Consider the following 18,642-nt stretch of genomic DNA (forward strand, 5'->3'; position numbering starts at 1 on the left):
GCCGTGGGCTGACGGCGATGGCCCTCGACCTCGAGCGTCCCGGAGGCCGCCCCACGGAGCGGGCTCGCGTGCTCCGGGTCCGGGACGGGCGCCGGCAGGAGCTTCCCGACGACCTCGCCGCCGAGGAGCCGCTGGAGATCCGGCTGGGGGGCCAGGCGGTGGCGGTCACCATGCGGACTCCCGGCCACGACACGGAGCTCGCGGCCGGGTTCCTGGTGACGGAGGGGATCGTTCACGCCGCCGACGTGGCCGGGGTCCGGGAATGCAGGTCCGAGGAAGGCGACGGCGGGGTGGCCGACGTGGTGCTCCGGGCCGGCGCGGTCCCGTCCGGCGGGTGGCAGCGGAACTTCTACGCCACGTCGTCGTGCGGCGTGTGCGGGAAAGCCAGCATCGAGGCGGTGCGCGTGGCGGCGGGCTCCGTCGGCGACGGGCCGATGGTCGCGTCGGGGGTGCTCGATTCGCTGCCCGACCGGCTTCGCGAGGCCCAGCGGGTGTTCGATCGAACCGGCGGCCTCCACGCGGCCGGGCTGTTCAGAGCCGACGGCGAGCTGGCCCTGCTGCGCGAGGACGTGGGCCGGCACAACGCCGTCGACAAGGTGGCAGGCCGGTCCGCCCTCGACGGGTCTCTGCCGCTCCGGGACCACATCCTGCTGGTCTCCGGACGGGCCTCCTTCGAGATCATGCAGAAGGCGCTGATGGCGGGCATCCCGGTCGTGGCTGCGGTATCGGCCCCGTCGAGCCTGGCCGTCCGGATGGCCCGCGAATCGAACATGACCCTGGTGGGGTTCCTCCGGCAGGGCAGCTTCAACGTCTACGCCGGCGCCGGGCGCCTCGAGGGCACGGGTTCCGTCTGACGGTGGACCGGGCGATGTCCGGCCTCCTGCTGGCCGGGGGCGGCAGCTCGCGGATGGGGGCTGACAAGGCCTCGCTGGAGTTCGAGGGCCGGCCCCTCGCCCTTCGGGTGCTGGACGTGTTGCGCGAGGTGGCCGACGACGTCCTGGTCGCGTCGGGGGACGGGGCTCGCATGGAGTGGCTGGACACCGAGCAGGTCCCGGACGCGGTGCCGCACGCCGGACCGCTCTCGGGGCTGGTGGCCGGGCTGGAACGAGCTCGGGGCCCGCTGGTGGCGGTGCTGGCCGTCGACATGCCGTACGCGAGCGTGCCGGTCCTGCGGCTGCTGGCGGGGCTGTGGGATGGCCACGACGCGGTGGTGCCGGTGACGGACTCGGGGCTGGAGCCCCTGCACGCCGTCTACGCCACGGCCGCCGCTCCCCGGCTCCGGGCCGAGCTGGAGCGCGGCGAACGGTCGCTCCGCCGGACGCTGGCGGGCCTCGCCGTCCGGCGAGTGGAGCGGGAGGAGTGGCGGGCGGCCGACCCCGCCGGCCGGTTCGCGCTGAACCTCAACCGCCCCGGGGACCTGCCGTAGAGTCCTATCGAGCGGAACCCGGCGGCGCCTCCGCCTCCGCCGCGGGTACCAGGGCCAGGGCGGCCTCCACAGCCTGCCGGAACGCGTCCTCGCGGCTCTCGCCCTGCGCCATTCGGCGGCCCATCGCCGCACCGACCACGAACGCCGAGAGCGGGGCCAGCTTGCGCTCCACCCCGTGGGCCACGTCCCTGGCCAGGTTCAGCACGGCCCCGGTCTCCTCGCGGGTGGGCGGGGGCTCTCCCAGCGCCTCGGCCAACTTCTCGAGCCAATCGTTCATCGGTTCGCACCTTCCGGGGTATGCACGAGGGGACAGTATCGGGTCTCGGGGAAGGGAAGCGCGCATGGACGGCAGCGCACCGTGGGTGGGCCTGCGCGACGGCTCGGAGCGGGAAACGCCCGTACGGGGTACCTTTTGAACGATCAGAGCAAGCGGGTTGGCGTTGCCGGGCAACCGGTTCCGCCACCCATAGGCACCCCCGTGGAGAGGCGCGTTCGGCGGACGTGAGCCAGCCCATCACCGCCCCACTCCAGGCTCCACTGCGCCGGGAGCAGCGGCTACCGCTTCTGGTGGTGGGGATCGTCCTGTTCCTCGGCTCCGAGCTGATGTTCTTCGCGGCCCTGTTCGGGACGTACTTCACGCTCCGGTCGCAGGACCCCGGGTTCGTCCCGCCGGACATCAAGGTCGACGCCACCCGGCTGCTGTTCACCTCCATCCTGGTGGCGTCGAGCGGAACCATGCAGATGGCCGTGCACCGCATCCGCCAGGGAAACAGCGCGTCGATGAGGCGGTGGATCTGGCTGACCCTCGTGATGGGCCTGGTGTTCCTGAGCGGCCAGGCGCACGAGTGGGCCAGCCTCCCATTCAAGATTTCCACCGACGCGTACGGCTCCGCGTTCTACGCCATGACCGGGTTCCACGGGCTCCACGTCTTCGCGGGACTGATGGTGATGCTGGTCGTGCTGGGGCGGGCGGCGGCGGGCGCCTACTCCGAGCAGGAACACGCGGGGGTGGAGGTGGCGGCCTACTACTGGCACTTCGTGGACATCGTGTGGATCGCTCTGTTCTCCACGCTCTTCATCATCCGATGACGACGAGTGCGTGGCCGTGAGCGGGGGCGCGGGCGGGGGGCGCGCGGCTCGAGCGCGGCGCCTGCTGGCCGTGGTGGGGCTGGCCGGGCTGCCCCTGGGGATGTTCCTGGTGGCGAACCCGGCCCGCGGCGGCCCGGTGGCGCAGGTCAGCCCCAGGCTGGTCCACGTGGGGCAGGGCCTGTACGAGGAACGCTGCGCGACGTGCCACGGGACCAGGGGCAACGGGACGACCCAGGGGCCGCCCATCGTGGGCCTGGGGCCGGCCACCTACGACTTCATGATGTCCACGGGCCGCATGCCGCTGGGCCAGAGCATCTCGTGCCCCGGCTGCTCCACCGACCAGTTCCTCCAGCGGATCCAATCGCATCGCCGGCCGCCGGTGCTCTCCCCGCGGGAGATCGAGGCGATCACGGCCTACCTCGTGTCGCTGGCGCCGGGTGGTGTGCCCATCCCCTCGGTCGACATCGCGGAAGGCAACCTCTCCGACGGGCAGGCCACCTACCAGGCCAACTGCGCGCCGTGCCACGGGACCACGGGAAACGGCGGGGCCGTGGGGCCGCAGGTGGCGCCCGACGTGCACCAGGCCACCGTGACCCAGGTCGCCGAGGCGGTCCGGATCGGGCCGGGGACGATGCCCGTGTTCGACCAATCCACCATCGACCAGCGGACGCTGAACTCCCTGACCCGCTACGTGGTGTATCTCCGGCATCCCCAGGACGAGGGTGGGGCCAGCCTCAACCACGTGGGACCGCTCATCGAAGGACTGGTGGGGATCGTCGTGGGCCTCGGCCTCACCGTCATCGTGACCCGCTACATCGGGACCAGGTCGTGAGGCGCTCGTGAAGCTCGTTCGGATGGTGCGAGCCCTGTGGCGGTGGTCGAAGCCGTCGGACACGAGGCCGCTGACCGGGCCGAGAATGCCCATCCGGGTCGAGGAGCTGCCGGAGGAGCTTCCCAAGGAGCGGAGCACGACCGTCCGCATCGCCCTGCTGCTGCTCCTGTCGACGGCCGCGGGCCTCGGCCTGCTGGTGGTGTACGCCCTGGGCGGACAGGTCCAGCTCGAGGGCACCCTGCTGGGCATCGCGCTCGGTGGCATCGGGTTCAGCCTGATCCTGTGGGGCAAGTACCTGTTCCCGCACAGCGTGGTCACCGAGCCACGGGGACCCCACGCCTCCGAGGCCCAGGTGGAACGGGAAGCCGAGGACCTCCTCGTGGCGAGCCAGCGGTCGATCTCGCGCCGCATGTTCCTCACCAGGCTCCTCCTCGGCGCCGCCGGAGCGTTCGGCGTGGCCATGCTGTTCCCGGTCGCTTCGCTCGGTCCGAGCCCGTTCCCGGAGCTGCGACGGACCTCCTGGAGCAAGAACGCACGGGTGGTCGACGAGAAGGGCGCGCCCATCCGGGTGGACACGCTTCCGGTGGACGGCGTGATCACGGTCTTCCCGGAGGGCCACACCGACAACCAGGACTCGCAGGCCATCATCGTCCGGGTCGAGCAGGACCAGCTCCGCCTCCCCTCCGGGCACGAGGAATGGGCGCCGCAGGGGAACGTGTGCTACTCGAAGATCTGCACGCACGCCGGGTGCCCGGTTGGGCTGTACCTCGCGCAGTTCCACGAGCTCCAGTGCCCCTGCCACCAGTCGGCGTTCGACGTGCTGAACGGCGCGCAGGTGGTGTTCGGGCCGGCGCCCCGGCCGCTCCCGCAGCTGCAGATCTTCGAGGACGGGTCGGGGTTCCTGCGGGCGGCCGGCGACTTCGAGGAACCGGTGGGCCCGGGGTTCTGGCAGCGAGGCGGCGGACCGTGATGGCGGCGGGGAAGGACCCGTCGGCGCGGAGCGGGGCCCGATGATCCGGCGGGTGTTCCGGTGGTTCGACGAGCGCCTCGGCGCGGCCAGCTTCGCCCGCAAGGCCCTCAACAAGGTCTTCCCGGACCACTGGTCGTTCATGCTGGGCGAGATCGCCCTGTACTGCTTCATGATCCTGGTGGCCACCGGGATCTTCCTGGCGTTCTTCTTCATCCCGGACACCAAGCAAGTCGTCTATCACGGCTCCTACCGGCCCCTGGACGGCCAGCAGATGTCACGGGCCTACGCGTCGGTGATCCGCCTGTCGTTCGACGTCCGCACCGGCCTGGTGTTCCGCCAGATCCACCACTGGGCGGCCCTGGTGATGGTGGCCGCGGTGGCCGCGCACATGGGCCGCGTGTTCTTCACCGGCGCGTTCCGCAAGCCCCGCGACATCAACTGGATCCTCGGGGTGACGCTGCTGCTCCTGACCATCGGGATCGGGTTCGCCGGCTACTCGCTGCCCGACGACCTGCTGTCCGGGACGGGCCTGCGCATCGCCTACTCGATCCTGCTGTCGGTCCCGTTGATCGGGCCGTGGGCTGCCTCGTTCGCGTTCGGCGGCCAATACCCGCCGCCGGACATCCTGAACCGCCTGTTCTTCCTGCACGTGTTCATCCTGCCGGTGCTGATCGCCGGCGTGCTGACCGTGCACCTGGCCATCGTGTGGCGGCAGAAGCACACGCACTTCCCGGGCGGGGTGCGGACCGACGCGAACATCCAGGGCGAGCGGCTGTGGCCGCGCTACACGTTCAAGTCGGTGGGGCTGTTCCTGGTGCTGGCGGGGGTCCTGGCCATGCTGGGCGGCCTGGCCCAGATCAACCCGGTGTGGCTGTACGGGCCCTACAACGCAAGCACCGTGAGCGCGGGGTCCCAGCCCGACTGGTACGTGGGCTGGCTGGAGGGCGCCTTACGCCTGTTCCCGAACTGGGAGATCCGGGCCTTCCATCATGAGATCCCCAACCCGTTTTTCCCTGGGGCGCTCATGCCCGCCATCGTGTTCGGGGTGATGTACCTGTGGCCGGCCATCGAGCGGCGGATCACCGGCGACCGGGCCGAGCACAACCTGCTGAACTTCCCTCGCGATATCCCGTGGCGAACGGCGTTCGGGGTCGCGGTGATCACCTTCTTCTCCATCATGACCGTGGCCGGCGGCAACGACGTCATCGCCGCGTTCTTCGGGGTGTCCGTGGAGCAGATGACCCGGATCCTGCGGATCGTGATCATCGTGCTGCCGCTGGTCGCGTACGCCGTGACGTACTACCTGGCCAGCGAGCTGAAGAAAAGCGGCCTGCATCCGGTCAAGGAAGCGAAGATCGACACCGTCGTCCGCACCCCCGAGGGCGGCTTCCAGATCGCCGAGGAGCACGTCGGCGGGGGCTTCCCCTCCCCGGCCGAGAAGGAAGCGGCCGAGATGGCCGCATCGGGCGAGCCCACGGGAAGCTGAGGGCCCCGCGATCCCTTCCGATCAGGCGCCCCAGCGCTGGGTGACGAGCCGGGGAACGATCAGCGCCATCGCGGCAGTGGACCGGCGGGTGGCCGACGCGCTCTTCGGGACACCGGCGGCGATCGCGCTGGGGGGATGGCCGGGCAGCACCCATGGCATGGCCTGGGCAAGCCACGCCAAGTTCGCGGCCGACGTGGAGGCCGGCGTCATTCCGGACACGGTGCGAGCGGTGATGTACGACCCCGAAGCCTGGGACGCCACGCCGCTTCCCGAGCGGCAGGACCCCGTGAAGTACATCGAGGCATTCGGCCGCCTCGCGCACGAACATGGCTACTTCGCGATCGTCACGCCACACCCACGCCTGGTCGAGGTCCCGGACGCCCGGTGCCGCAAGCACTTCTGGGAAACCATGGAAGCCGCCTACCTCCGCTGCCGGATCGCGGCGGAGGCGGCCGCACACGCGGACGCCTACGAGACCCAGGGACAGTACCTCCAGCGCGAGCCGGGCCGGTACCAGGAGTTCGTCTCACTGACCGCTACCCAGGCCCGCCAGGCCAACCCCGGCGTCGTCATGCTCTCGGGTCTCTCCACCCACCCGGGCTACCCGGCCACGCCGGACATGCTGCACGCCGCCTGGCAGAGCGTGCGGGAGGTCGTGGACGGCCACTACTTGTCCCTCGCCCGCCGGCGTCTCCCCGACGTCGCCGCCGCGTTCCTGCGGAAGGTCGCGGGCTCGGGCCTCAGCGAGGATCCGGCGCAGGATGGCGACCGGCCCTAAGCAGAACGGGCCCCGGCGGCATCCAGGAGTGTCATGCAGGTGGAGGGTGAATTGGAGATGCTCCCCGCACGGGTGCACACGTCGGGGGACTTCGCCACCTTCTTCGACGCCGAGCAGGCCCGCCTCCTCAAGGCCCTGTACTTCGTGACGGGAAACCGCGAGGAGGCCGCCGACTCGCTCGGGGCGTCGAACCTGACCCTCTCCCCCGACGGTCGCACTATCGTCTTCAGCTCGGATCACGATGGATCGGCGGAGATCGGCACGGTCGGAGTCGACGGCACGGGCTTGCGGTGGCTCACGACGCAGACCTTCAACTGCATCGCCCCCGCGTGGTCGCCAGATGGGTCCCGCATCGCCTTCGTGGCCGGGTTCGGCACCCCGCAGGGCCAGGAGGTCCACGTGGTCAACCCCGACGGCTCGAACCTCCGAAAGCTCACGTCCGATGCCGGCAGCGATCAATGGCCGAGCTGGTCGCCCGACGGCAAGACCATCGCCTACTCCAACAGCGGCCGCACACCACTGGACGACTCAGGGTTCTCCCATACCCAGGAGCTGTGGACCGTTCCGGCCGACGGGGGCACGCCCACGCGGCTCACGCACAACGACATGTGGGACGACATGCCCGTGTACTCGCCCAGCGGCCGCCTGATCGTGTTCGACCGGCAGGGATCCATCTGGACCATGGCCGCGGATGGAAGCAACCCTCATCCACTCCGAGGCCTGCCGGGCGACAGCGGCTTCAACCCGCGGTGGTCCCCGGACGGGTCGAAGATCGCGTTCCTCAGCTACGACGGTGACCGCTCGGCAAGCGACGCTCCGCTCCTCAGCGTCCACGTCCTGGACCTGTCAACCGGCACGTCCACCGTGGTTCCAGGGAAGGTGGAAACAGACGCCAACGCGCCGTCGTGGCTCCCATCGAGCGACGCCCTCCTGGTGAACCGCTACTCCGGATGAGCGGCCTGCACGGCTGAGCTCGCGCCCACAACGCACATGCGATCGATGGGGACGGCATTGAGCCGTCCCCATCACGCTCCGTGGCGTGAGACCACGTGGTCCTAACCGGAGTGTTTTCGAACCGACAATTCGGACCAACCGTCCGAGACCTGGCCAGACGGCTGAGGTCGGGCGGCTGAGCTTGCTCGTGGATCCCGCCCGGGCAGCTCCCGACCCTGTGCCCGCCGCTATGACGCCGTCGATTGACTCGGGCATACTGGCCGGTAGGGTCGGCTTCCCAGGAACTCCCGCCACTCGGATCGGGTGAAGTTCCGACCTGCGACCGAGCATGCATCATCCTCGAGCGCGGCCGAAGAGATCCTCCAGGAGAACATCGCACCGCTCGTATCCACCATCTCCACCGTGGAGCCCTCGTTCCAGAAGATCGCTCCCGCGGCGGTGCCTCCGCCGGTGAGGGGTTGTCCGATCTGCGTCCGCGATGCCATATCGATGAGGCGGGCCGATCCATCGCTTCCCGCCGCGACCAGGGTGCGGCCGTCGGGGCTGAACGCCACGGTCTCGAGCGGCCCCGAATCGGCAGGGATGGGAGGTCCAGCCGCGGAGCCGCCGGCGGCATCGTAGAGACGGACGGCGCCGTCCCCTCCGCCCGCCGCGAGCAGCTTCCCGTCGGGCGAGAACGCCAGCGGCTTGGCGTCGAGCTTCAGCGTGTAGAGAGCCTTCATCTCCGGGAGGCGCCACGTGGTCACGGCGCCGCTGTAGGCCGCCGCCAGGAGCCCATCGGGGCTGAACGCGACGCCGATGCCGCCGTTGAACGCCCCGGGATGCGGGGTCGCCGATACTGTGCGGGTCAGACCGTGGGACCCGACGTCCCACAGGTAGATGACCGCGTGGTCGTCGATGCCGGCCAGGGTGCGGCCGTCCGGCGAGAACGCCAGCGCCTCGACGTCGTTGCCGTACTTCTGACCTTGGGAAACGACGAACTTCGGCGGCCCCGTGAGATCCGCGACGAGGCGAGCGGTCGAGGTGTCCCACAGCGTGATTCGGGGTCCGATCGAGTTCCCCTTCGCATCGAGCAGGTGGGTGGCAACGGCGAGCGTGCCGCCGTCGGGAGACAGTGCAACGGCCACGGCGCCGATCGGGATGGTCCGCACCGGCGTGAGCCCGCGCCCGCCGAGCAGCAGGACGTTCGCCTTCGGTGTGGGGGAGTTCTGGGGCGAGGCCGCCAGGGTCCCGTCGGCGGACGCCGTGACCAGCGTCTGCGAGTAGAACTGCGACCCCCCGCCGATCTGGGTGCGGTGGCCGAGGCTCCTCGTACCCGACAGGTCCCACTCGATGACCGAGCCGTCGGCGCTCGCGGTGAAGATCGTCCGGCCGTCGGAGGTGAGCGACGGCCCGTTCACACTGCCGCTGTGCCCGTCCAGCGTCTGCTGCAGCGCGCCGCTTTCGACGTCCCAGACCAGGACCTGCTGATCGGCCCCCGCCGAGACCAGGGTTCGATCGTCGGGAGCGAACGCGACGCCGTTCACGCCGGCGTTGTGCCGTCCGCTGAACACGTGGCCACGGGCGGTCGGGTCCCGAAGGTCATAGACGGTGATCGAGCCATCGCCCCCACCCACCGCGAGGAGATGGTCGTCGTGGCTGATCGCGAGCGCCGGGGTCTCCTGCTCCGTGGAGTGGCGCACCAGGACCCGGGCCGGTCGCCGGTACCGCCCCGTGCGCCAGATCGTGATGAACTCCGTAAGCGACGGAGCGAGGGAGACGGTGGCGAGGTACTGCCCGTCGGGGCTGAACGTCGCCTCCGTCTCGGCTGCGGGACCGCGCGGCGAGGGCGGCAGCGCGCTGACGTGGCTCGTCCGCGTATCTACGGCGTACATGTTCGATGGCGCGTTCGGGGTCACGGCGGGATTGAGCCGGAACACGAACGTCCGGAGGTCGGGCGACCACGCGCCGCCGGCGAAGAGGTTGTTCGGCCCGAGCCGGCTCGGCAGGTGAACCTGGGAGATCGCCCCGCCCGTAGGGGCGTCGAGGATCGTCGCCTGGACCTCGTTCGGCGCCACCACACCGATCTCGGTTCCGTCGGCGGAGAGCGCGACCTGAGCGGTGGTCCCCCGACGGAGGATCCGGCCCGTCCCGGCCTGGACCAGCGCCCACTGCTCACCGTTCGTTGGCCCGACGAGGAACTCCCCGCCGTCCGGAGCGGCGAAGATTCCGAGATAGCGGCCCCCGAGCGGTCGGAAGACGCGCACCGCGTCGGGACTCCGTTCGAGCGCCGACAGCAGGTACCCACGCGTCTGGACCGAGTCGTGGATGGTAACGCCCTCCCGGGCCAGCAGCAGGGAGAGCTGGAGGTCCTTCTGGTCGAGCGCCTGTGCCCCCAGACGCTGGGAGAGCGCGTCGATGGCGGCTCGCCTCGCGCGGATACTCTGGGCCAGAGCCGCCTCCGCCGAACGGCGAGCGTGCCCGCGCTGGACGATCGCCAGTGAGCCCGCGACCAGCGCGAGCACCAGGAACGCGGCCACGCCGACGAGCAGTCCACGCAGGCGCCGGTTCGTCCGGCGTTGTCGCTGGGCCTCGCGCTGCGAGGCGTCCCTGCTCGCGGCCACGAACTCGCGCTCGAGGTCGTTGAGCTCCCGGCCGTGCAGCGTCGCCCAGTCGAGCGTCGCCGACAGGCGCGCACCCCGGTAGAGCTCGCCGGCCTCACGGCCCGACCGCTCCCATTGCCTGGAGGCCTCGGTGAGGTGCAGCCGAAGCTGGCGTCCCTGCGCGTCCTCCTCGAGCCACTCCCGCAGGCGTGGCCATTCGCCGAGCAGGGCCTCGTGCGCGACCTCCACGGTCTCCTCGCTCGTCGTGAGGAGCCGGTCCTGCGTGAACCGCGCCAGCACGGCGGCTCGGGTGGGATCGCGGTCGGGCTCGAACTCCGCCACCGGCACCCGGCGGCGGGCGAGCGCGTCGCCCTCGCCCTGCACGAGGCGCAGGAGGATCGCTCGGGCGGCCTCCCGCTGCGGTCCCTCCAGGCGCCCGAACGATTCCTCGGCCAGGCGGGCGACGGCCCCCCGGACGCCACCGGTTCGCTCGTAGGCCTCCATGCGAAGCCATCCATCTGACCGCGCCTGCCACAACTCGACGAGGGCCGTCGACAGCAGCGGGAGCGCGCCGGGCTCATCGGCGACGTCGCCGAGGAGGGCCTCGGTGAGCTCGGACTCCACGCGGAGCCCCACCCGGCGGGCGGGGAGCTCGATCGCCCGGCGGAGCTCGTCGGCGGCCATCGTGCCCACCAGCACGAGGTTCGCGGCCAGGAGCTCGGCGAACTCGCGGTACGGCGCGCAGTGCCCCACGAAGTCGGCTCGGATCGTGCAGACGACCACGGCGCGCTCCGGGTCGGACGCCAGCTCCACGATCCGGTCCAGGAAGGCACGGCGCTCGTCCTCGTTCCCTGTCGAGGTGAACAGCTCCTCGAACTGGTCGATGGCGAGCACGAGCCGCTCGCCGGTGGCCTCGCCGACGGCCGCGTCGAGCTCGTGCAGCGGGTGCTCGCCGGGCCGCATCCTGGCCTGCCGCCAGCGCTCGCTCCCCGGAAGCAGGCCCGCGGCGAGCGAGGGCAGCAGGCCCGCCATCACGACCGAGGACTTGCCGCTTCCCGACGGCCCGACCAGGCCGAGGAGGCCGGACCCCACGGTCCGGGCCGCGAGCTCGCCCACCAGTCGCTCGCGCCCGTAGAAGTACGCCGCGTCGGCCTCATCGAACGCCGCGAGGCCCTTGTAGGGGCACTCCTCGGTCGGCGCTGCACGGGCGTCGGTGCGGGAGATTCGCTCGAGCTTCAGCCCGATGACGGTGTTGGCGAACTCGAGATCCGCTGCCTGCCGGGTTCGCCCCCGGGCCAGCCACTCCGCGGCGGCGGCGAGACGCCGGCTGGCCTCGTCGCGGGCCCACTCGCTCGCGATCTCGTGCACCCTGGCGGGGAGGCCCGCCGAGGAGCGCAGCATCGACTCGAGCGGTGCGTCGACGGCGGCGTCCCCCGCGTAGAAGCGGACCACCTCGCGCACCTCGTCGAGACCCAGGGGACCGAGCCTCCGGTGGCCGTCGCCCCGGCGGTCCACCCGCCCGGCCAGCTCTGCCAGCTCCGGCCGGTCCTTCCAGGAGCGGACGAGCCCGAGGACGAGCACCGGACGCTCGGTGAGCTGGCCGAGCGCGGCCCCAAGGCCGTCGACGACCTCGTCGAACAGGTCCAGGTCGTCAAGGACGAACAGCGTGGGGCGCTCGGTCGCGCGCGCGTCGCCGAGCGCGGTCAGCGCGTCGGCCGCGCCAGTTCCGCCGGCTCCGCTGTAGCGGACGATCCCGCCCTCGTCCCGGACCCAGGCGGCGAGCCCGGCGGCGAGACTCGTCTTGCCGATCCCGGACGGCCCCGACACGAGAAGGACCCGGCCGCGGCCCCGGCGAGCCTGGCGCCACGTTCCCCGCAGCCACCTGAGCTCGTGCTCACGCCCGAGGATCGGAGTGTCGTCGTCGAGCTGGGGAGGGAGCGCTCCGGGTTGCGCAGGGCGCAGAATCGGGGGGGCGGCGGTCTCCGGACGCAGGGCCTCGAGCAGCTCGACCGGGCCCTCGAACCCCTTCAGCTCCGCCGATCCCCGCGGTTCGAGACGGATCGCCGGACCCGTGCCGCCGGCATCGTCGGCCTCTTCGGCCTGGGTGGCCTCGACGGCGTCGGCGGCGTGGCGGCTGAGGAGCACCTGGCCCGCCGCCGCCTTCGCGCACAGCCGAGCCGCCATGTTGAGGGCCCGGCCGCGGTAGCCGTCCTCGACGGGGATGGCCTCGCCGGCGTCGATGCCCACGCCAACTGGCAGCGGGAGCTCGGGGTCCTCGACCGTCGCCTCCCGGCACGCCGACTGGAACTCGAGGGCGGCCAGGACGGCCTGCACGGTCGAGTCGAACACGGCGAGCGCCTCGTCGCCGCGAAGCTCGATCACCCTCCCCGCGCGCGCCTCGACGGAGTCCCGGGCCAGGTCGGCGAAGCGCGTGGCCAGGCGCGCAGCGGTCTCGTCGCCGCGTTCGCGTGTGAAGGTGGAGTAACCGCGGATGTCCGCGATCAGGAAGGTACGAACCGATGCGCCGCCGGCATCCGTGGCGGCCTACACTCCATCCATACTGGTGCTCCCCGCCGTCTGGTGATCGAGTCCCGGCGCGAGTATCCGGTGGGGCTTCTCCTTCAGCAAGCGCCCGCAGCGAAAGACGCCCCCGCAATGCTGGTGTGGCCTTCGCCAATGTCTACGGGAGCGAGGAAGCACTGGGAGGGCGGAAGGCCGATCGTCGTCATCGCGTAACGGGACAAACTGCTCATGCTTCGTGGACCTCACCGGAGTCGAACCGGGGGCAGGGGCGACCGGCTTCAGTCGCCGGCGCAGAAGTTAGGGCCGGTCTCCTCGACGCTCACGAGGTGGTCGCCCGGGTCGATGCCGGCCTCGTCGGGGCCGGCGCCGCCGAAAGCCGTGTCGTTCCCAGACACCCCGTCCACGGTGTACAGGCAGTCCTTCCCCAGGCCGCCCTTCAGGGTGTCGGGGCCCTTGAACCCGCGGATCTCGTCGTCGCCGGTCTGGCCGAACAGGTGGTCGGCACCGGAGTCGCCGTCCAGGATGTCGTCGCCCTTGCCGCCGTACACGGTATCCGGGCCCGGGCCGGCGATCACGGTATCCTCCCCGGCCCCGCCGTAGATCACGTCCGCCCCGCCGTTCCCCTTGATGAAGTCCTGGCCTCCCTTGCCGCAGATGACGTCGGCATGCGGCGTCCCGATCAGCCGGTCGTCGCCCGCGGTCCCGGTCATGGTGCACTTCCGGGCCGCGCCCGCGGCGGAGCCTCCCACCACTCCGAACGCCGCCACCATCAGTACGGCCACGATCGACCCGCCCGCGAGCAATCTGCGTCCCCTCATCCCACGCCTCCCTAGTCCCGGCTCTCCAGCATGAACCCGACCGCCGCCCACACGAACAGCACCGCGCCGAACCCGACCAGCCAGGCCCCGAAGATGAAGCCCTGCAACGCCAGCGCCGTCCCGATCCCCATGACCAGCGGCCAGATGCTTCCTCCCGAGAACCGGCCGACCTCCTCGCCGGCGTGGGCGGCGTGCTCGGCGTCGGGGTCCTCCTCGGGGCGGCGGGTGCCGTGTGCCCGGTACAGGAGGTACCCGCCGATGAACGCGGACGCCAGCCCCATGAACAGCAGCAGCGCGAAGCCCGCATCCTCGTAGGCCAGGAACCAGTACACGACGGCCACCAGGATGGCGAACACACCCGCGCCCAGCAGGAATCGCCGCTCGGTCTTCACTCCCGCTTCGACTCCTCGACCGCCGGCTCTCCGCGGTGGCGCCAGTCGAACACCGGCCGCTCCGAGCGGATCGGCGGCAGCCAGTGGAAGTTGTGCTCCGGCGGCGGCGAGGAGGTGATCCACTCCAGCGTGTACCCGCCCCACGGGTCGTCCCCCGCGGGCACCTTCGCCCGGAACGCCTGCACCACGCTGTACAGGAACAGGATCACGCCCACCGCCATCGCGTACGAACCAATGGTCGCGACCAGGTTCGGCGTGTTCCACCCCAGGCCCGGGAGGTAGTCGGCCACCCGGCGCTGCATCCCCCGCAGACCCAGGACGAACATGGGCCAGAAGGTCAGGTTGAACCCGATGAACTCCAGCCAGAACACCATCTTGCCGAGACGCTCGCTCAGCCGGACTCCCGTGACCTTCGGGAACCAGTAGTAGATGCCCGCGAAGATGGCGAACAACGAGCCGCCGCCCAGCACGTAGTGCATGTGCGCCACGATGAAGTACGTGTCCTGGGCCTGGTAATCGAAGGGCGGCGACGCGATCATCACCCCGGTGATGCCTCCGATCAGGAAGTTCGCCAGGAACCCCATGCACCACAGCATCGGCGTGGAGAACCGGATGGAACCTCGCCACATCGTGCCGATCCAATTGAAGAACTTGATGCCGGTGGGCACTGCGATGAGGAACGACATGAACGAGAAGAACGGATTCAGGACGGCGCCGGTGGTGAACATGTGGTGCGCCCACACCGTCATGGACAGCCCGGCAATGGACATCGAGGCCAGCACGAAGCCCGTGTAGCCGAACACCGGCTTGCGCGAGAACACGGGGATGATGTCGGTCACGATCCCGAAGAACGGCAGGACCATGATGTAGACCTCCGGGTGGCCGAAGAACCAGAACAGGTGCTGGTACAGGACGGCCGAGCCACCGTGCGAGGGGTCGAAGAAATGCCCGCCGAAGTGCCGGTCGATGAACACCAGCGCCAGGGCTCCCGCCAGCGGCGGGAAGGCCACCAGGATCATCAGCGACGTGATGAGCATGTTCCAGCAGAACAGGGACAGCCGCCACATGGTCATGCCGGGCGCGCGCAGCATGAACACCGTGGCCATCAGGTTGACCCCGGTCATGATGGAGGACGTGCTGGCTAGCAGGATCCCCATGATCCACATGTCCGCGCCGACGCCGGGGCTCCCCAGCTTGTCCGACAGCGGCACGTAGAACGTCCATCCCGTTTGGGCCGCGCCACCGGGAGCGAGGAACGACGCGTAGATGGTGATGCCGCCCGCCAGGAACAGCCAGTACGACAGCATGTTCAGCCGGGGGAAGGCCATATCCGGGGCGCCGATCTGGAGCGGCACGAAGTAGTTGGCCAGCCCCAGTCCCATGGGCGCGACGAACAGGAAGATCATCGTGGTGCCGTGGATGGTGAACAGCTGGTTGTAGAGGCTCTTGCTCAGGAACTGGAGCCCCGGGTGGGCCAGCTCGGTGCGCATCACCAGCGCGATGATCCCGCCCAGCAGGAAGAAGACCAGCGTGGTGACGATGTAGAGCAGCCCGATCTTCTTGTGGTTGGTGGTGGTGATCCAGTCGAGGAGCCCGCCTCCGCCGCGTTTCTCCGCCGCGGTCGGCTGCTCGGCGATGGTGACGCTCACGAGCCGCTCCCCCCGGTCTGGGTCCAGGCCCGGAACGCCGACGGCGAGACCGCCTTCACGTAGAACACCATGTCGGCGTGGTCCAGCCCGCAGAACTCCGCGCACTCCCCGTAGTAGGTGCCGGCCTTGTCCACCTCGAAGTCGAAGCGGTTCAGCTTCCCGGGGATGGCGTCGCGCTTGAACAGGAAGTCGGGGACGAAGAACGCGTGGATGACGTCCTCGGCCCGGAGGTTGATCTGCACGGTCTGGCCCACCGGCACCACCATGGTCGGGAACCTCTGGGGCGTGCCCACCACCTGGATCCCGTACTGGGGATACGCGAACCGCCACTGCCACTGGAACGCGGTGACGTCGATGGTCACGGCGGGGTCGGCGGACACCCGGTCGATCGGCATCTCGGTCCGGTACGTGGCCACGAAGATCCCGATCACGATGAGGATGGGGATGACGGTGTAGGTGACCTCCAGCGGCAGGTGGTAGCGGGTCTGCGGCGGGAGCGCCTCGCTCTTGCGGCGGTACCGGATGATGCACCACGCGATCAGCGCGTAGACGAGCCCACCCACCCCGATGGCGATGTAGAACATCAGGTGGTACAGGTTCGCGATGCTCTTGCCCTGGACGGTGGCGCCAGCGGGCGCTCCGAACCGGCAGGCCGTGAACAGGAGCAGCGCCGCAGCGGGAAGGACCAGCCGGCGGAGGCCGACGACGTGCCGGACGCGACGGTGCCTCAACGTCACCTCGGGATGCGATGGGTCGGCCTGGAGCGCACGGGTAGTCTTTCCCCGGGGGTCGGGTTCGGCAAATCGAGCCAGATCGACTGCGGTAGCCTTGAGCCCCAGTGTTCTCCCGGACCGTGGACGCATCGACCCTCGCCGGACCCATGGAGCCGGCGCGGACGAGCGCACCGGCGATCGCGCTGGCCGGTGTCACCCGAATGTTCGGCGTCATTCCCGCCATCATCCGGGTGGACCTCTCGGTGGATCCGGGCGAGATCGTCCTGATCCGAGGCCCGAACGGAGCCGGCAAGAGCACGCTCCTGCGCATCGTCGCGACCGCGCTGTCCCCCACCTACGGAGGCGGGCAGGTGCACGGGTTCGACCTGCTGCGAGGGAGGGAGGAGATCCGCCGGCGGACCGAGCTCCTGGGGCATCGGACCCGCCTGTACGAGGACCTCACCGCCGCGGAGAACCTCCGGTTCGCCTGCGCCATGCACGACGTCCCGCCCGCCGGCATCCCCGATACGTTGGAGCGGGTGGGCCTGGCCGACGTGTCGGGCGAGCGGGTCCGCGGGTTCTCCCAGGGGATGCGCCAGCGGCTGGCCGTGGCCCGGGCCCTGCTCCGGCGGCCCCCGCTGCTGCTGCTGGACGAGCCGTACGCGGGGCTCGACGCCGAGGCCAAGGACATCGTGGACGCGGCCGTCCTGGACGCCCGCACCGCCGGACGCACCGTGGTCGTGGCCACGCACGACCTCACCCGAGGCGCCCTGGCCACCCGGACGATGTTCATGGACGGAGGGCGGGTCGTGCCCGACCCGTTGCGGGAAGGGCGCCCGTGACGCTGCTCCGGCAGACCCTCGCCGTCGCGGGAAAGGACCTCCGGGTGGAGGTCCGGGGGCGCTATGCGCTGGGGGCCGTCCTGCCGTTCGCCGCGACGCTCCTGATCGCGTTCGGGCTCTCGCTCGGGCCCGGCCGCACCCTGCTGCGGGAGACCGCTCCCGGGCTGCTGTGGCTGGCCGTCCTGTTCGCCGCGGTGCTGGCCTCCCGGCGGGCCTACGAGGCCGAGGCCGAGGACGGCGCCATGGAAGGGCTGCTGCTGGCCCCGGTGGACAAGGCGGCCGTGTTCCTGGGGAAGGCCGCGGGGGTGGCCGCGCAGCTGGTGGTGCTGGAAGCCGTGGTCCTGCTCATGGTGTCTGCCCTGTTCGACCTGCCGGTCACCGGCAGCCCCGGGACGCTCGCGGCGGCGCTCCTGCTGGGGACGGTGGGGCTGGCCGCCGTGGGGGCGCTGTTTGGGGCGCTGGACGTCTCGGCCCGGGCCCGGGAGGCCGTGTTCCCGCTCCTCGTGCTGCCGCTGGCCACGCCCATCCTGGTGGCCGGGGTGAAGGCGACGGCGCTCGCGGTCGACGGGAAGGGCGCCTCGTCGTGGCTGGGGCTGCTGGTGGCGTTCGACCTGGTGATCGTGGCCGCGGGGACGCTCGTGTACGGGTACCTGCTGGAGGACTGATGCGGCCGGCCGAGCGCGCCATGGGGAAGCTCACCGCCCGGCGGGGCGAGCGGGTCCTTGCGTTGCTGACCGTCGCCGGCCTGACCGCCTCCGCGATCATGTCGCTGGCCGTGGCCCCGCCCGACGCCGAGCAGGGGGACGTGCAGCGCCTGATGTACATCCACGTCCCGGCGGCGTGGCTGGCCTACCTGGCCTTCGGGGTCGTCTTCGTGGCGAGCATCGCCTACCTCAAGACGGGGAAGTCGAGATGGGACCGGCTGGGGGCGGCTTCCGCCGAGATCGGCGTGCTGTTCACCGGGCTCACCATCGTGCTGGGGTCGTTGTGGGGCAAGCCCGTGTGGGGAACGTGGTGGACGTGGGACCCCCGGCTGACCACCACCGCGATCATGTTCCTGATCTACCTCGGGTACCTGGCCGTTCGGAAGCTCTCGGACAACCCCCGGCGCCGGGGCCGGTGGGCGGCGGTGGTGGGCATCGTGGGGTTCGCCGACATCCCGGTCGTTCAGCTCTCCGTGGAGTGGTGGCGGTCGCTGCATCAGGGACCGACCATCCGGCTGCTGGGCGAATCGACCATCGCGCCGATCATGCTGGCGGCCCTGCTGGTGGGCGTGGCGGCGTTCACGGTCCTGTACCTGTACCTGCTGACGGTGCGCCTGCGGGTGGGCCGGCTGGAGGAGCGAGCCGTCGCGGAGGCGCTGTCCCCACGGTTGGGGCAGCCGGTCGAGGCGCTGCTGGACGACGGCGACGGCAGCGGCAGCGGCAGCCGCTCGCACTCGCTACCAGGGCCCGGTGTGGCGGAACGACAGACCGAGGTGACGCCGCGTGCATAACTTGGGCTACGTGGTGGCCGGCTACACCGTGACGGGCCTGGCCCTGGCGGCGTACGTGGGCTCGCTGCTGTCCCGGGTCCGGCGGGCCAGGCT

17 protein-coding genes are annotated in these 18,642 nt (G+C 70.8%); 11 read left to right on the top strand and 6 right to left on the bottom strand.

The annotated features are described in order from the left end of the window. The first annotated feature begins 17 nt into the window (after window positions 1-17). Complete coding sequence (fdhD, locus tag M3Q23_08135) at window positions 18-854, top strand: formate dehydrogenase accessory sulfurtransferase FdhD (GenBank protein ID MDP9342055.1); 837 nt, start codon at window positions 18-20, stop codon at window positions 852-854. A gap of 2 nt (window positions 855-856) precedes the next feature. Continuing rightward, entirely contained in the window at window positions 857-1,426 is a 570-nt protein-coding gene (locus M3Q23_08140; GenBank protein ID MDP9342056.1) for a molybdenum cofactor guanylyltransferase, read from the top strand. A 4-nt stretch (window positions 1,427-1,430) separates the two neighbouring features. Here M3Q23_08140 and M3Q23_08145 read toward each other — a convergent pair whose 3' ends face one another. Continuing rightward, window positions 1,431-1,703, bottom strand: a complete 273-nt coding sequence (locus M3Q23_08145; GenBank protein MDP9342057.1) for a DUF6457 domain-containing protein — start codon at window positions 1,701-1,703, stop codon at window positions 1,431-1,433. Between the two features lie 224 nt (window positions 1,704-1,927). Between M3Q23_08145 and M3Q23_08150 the strand changes: the two genes are divergently transcribed. The 6 genes from M3Q23_08150 (at window position 1,928) to M3Q23_08175 (ending at window position 7,535) form a co-directional block, all read left to right on the top strand. Beyond that, complete coding sequence (locus tag M3Q23_08150) at window positions 1,928-2,515, top strand: heme-copper oxidase subunit III (GenBank protein ID MDP9342058.1); 588 nt, start codon at window positions 1,928-1,930, stop codon at window positions 2,513-2,515. A 166-nt stretch (window positions 2,516-2,681) separates the two neighbouring features. Next, window positions 2,682-3,347: a c-type cytochrome gene (locus M3Q23_08155; protein ID MDP9342059.1), complete on the top strand. Its 666-nt coding sequence runs from the start codon at window positions 2,682-2,684 to the stop codon at window positions 3,345-3,347. 7 nt (window positions 3,348-3,354) lie between these two features. Next, a complete protein-coding gene (locus tag M3Q23_08160) occupies window positions 3,355-4,317 on the top strand; it encodes a ubiquinol-cytochrome c reductase iron-sulfur subunit (GenBank protein MDP9342060.1) in 963 nt (320 codons plus the stop codon). Window positions 4,318-4,357: 40 nt separating this feature from the next. Continuing rightward, window positions 4,358-5,803, top strand: a complete 1,446-nt coding sequence (locus M3Q23_08165) for a cytochrome bc complex cytochrome b subunit (protein MDP9342061.1) — start codon at window positions 4,358-4,360, stop codon at window positions 5,801-5,803. A 40-nt stretch (window positions 5,804-5,843) separates the two neighbouring features. Next, window positions 5,844-6,581 (top strand): hypothetical protein, encoded by a 738-nt coding sequence (locus tag M3Q23_08170; GenBank protein ID MDP9342062.1) that lies wholly within the window; start codon window positions 5,844-5,846, stop codon window positions 6,579-6,581. Between the two features lie 57 nt (window positions 6,582-6,638). Continuing rightward, a complete protein-coding gene (locus M3Q23_08175) occupies window positions 6,639-7,535 on the top strand; it encodes a hypothetical protein (protein MDP9342063.1) in 897 nt (298 codons plus the stop codon). Window positions 7,536-7,762: 227 nt separating this feature from the next. Here the strand turns inward: M3Q23_08175 and M3Q23_08180 are convergent, their stop codons facing one another. The 5 genes from M3Q23_08180 to coxB form a co-directional block, all read right to left on the bottom strand. Further along, window positions 7,763-12,499, bottom strand: a complete 4,737-nt coding sequence (locus M3Q23_08180) for an AAA family ATPase (protein ID MDP9342064.1) — start codon at window positions 12,497-12,499, stop codon at window positions 7,763-7,765. Between the two features lie 419 nt (window positions 12,500-12,918). Beyond that, the gene (locus M3Q23_08185) at window positions 12,919-13,458 is read right to left on the bottom strand and encodes a hypothetical protein (protein MDP9342065.1); all 540 of its coding nucleotides are present in this window, start codon (window positions 13,456-13,458) and stop codon (window positions 12,919-12,921) included. An 11-nt stretch (window positions 13,459-13,469) separates the two neighbouring features. Beyond that, window positions 13,470-13,850 carry a cytochrome c oxidase subunit 4 gene (locus M3Q23_08190; GenBank protein MDP9342066.1) on the bottom strand — a complete coding sequence of 127 codons (381 nt, stop codon included), beginning with the start codon at window positions 13,848-13,850 and terminating at the stop codon, window positions 13,470-13,472. Further along, the gene (gene ctaD / locus M3Q23_08195; protein MDP9342067.1) at window positions 13,847-15,499 is read right to left on the bottom strand and encodes a cytochrome c oxidase subunit I; all 1,653 of its coding nucleotides are present in this window, start codon (window positions 15,497-15,499) and stop codon (window positions 13,847-13,849) included. The genes M3Q23_08190 and ctaD overlap by 4 nt, the downstream gene beginning before the upstream one ends. Next, window positions 15,496-16,236, bottom strand: coding sequence for a cytochrome c oxidase subunit II (gene coxB, locus M3Q23_08200; protein MDP9342068.1), 741 nt, complete (start codon window positions 16,234-16,236; stop codon window positions 15,496-15,498). The genes ctaD and coxB overlap by 4 nt, the downstream gene beginning before the upstream one ends. Before the next feature lie 101 nt (window positions 16,237-16,337). Between coxB and M3Q23_08205 the strand changes: the two genes are divergently transcribed. From M3Q23_08205 to ccmC, 3 genes are read left to right on the top strand one after another with little or no spacing between them, the layout of a single operon-like run. Beyond that, on the top strand, window positions 16,338-17,054 hold the full coding sequence (locus M3Q23_08205) for an ABC transporter ATP-binding protein (GenBank protein ID MDP9342069.1): 717 nt from the start codon (window positions 16,338-16,340) through the stop codon (window positions 17,052-17,054). Beyond that, entirely contained in the window at window positions 17,051-17,719 is a 669-nt protein-coding gene (locus M3Q23_08210; protein ID MDP9342070.1) for a heme exporter protein CcmB, read from the top strand. The genes M3Q23_08205 and M3Q23_08210 overlap by 4 nt, the downstream gene beginning before the upstream one ends. Further along, window positions 17,719-18,549, top strand: coding sequence for a heme ABC transporter permease CcmC (gene ccmC, locus M3Q23_08215; GenBank protein MDP9342071.1), 831 nt, complete (start codon window positions 17,719-17,721; stop codon window positions 18,547-18,549). Before M3Q23_08210 ends, ccmC begins: the two co-directional genes overlap by 1 nt. The last annotated feature ends 93 nt before the right edge of the window (window positions 18,550-18,642 follow it).

The sequence above is a fragment of the Actinomycetota bacterium genome (assembly GCA_030774015.1).
Lineage (GTDB): Bacteria > Actinomycetota > UBA4738 > UBA4738 > JACQTL01 > JALYLZ01.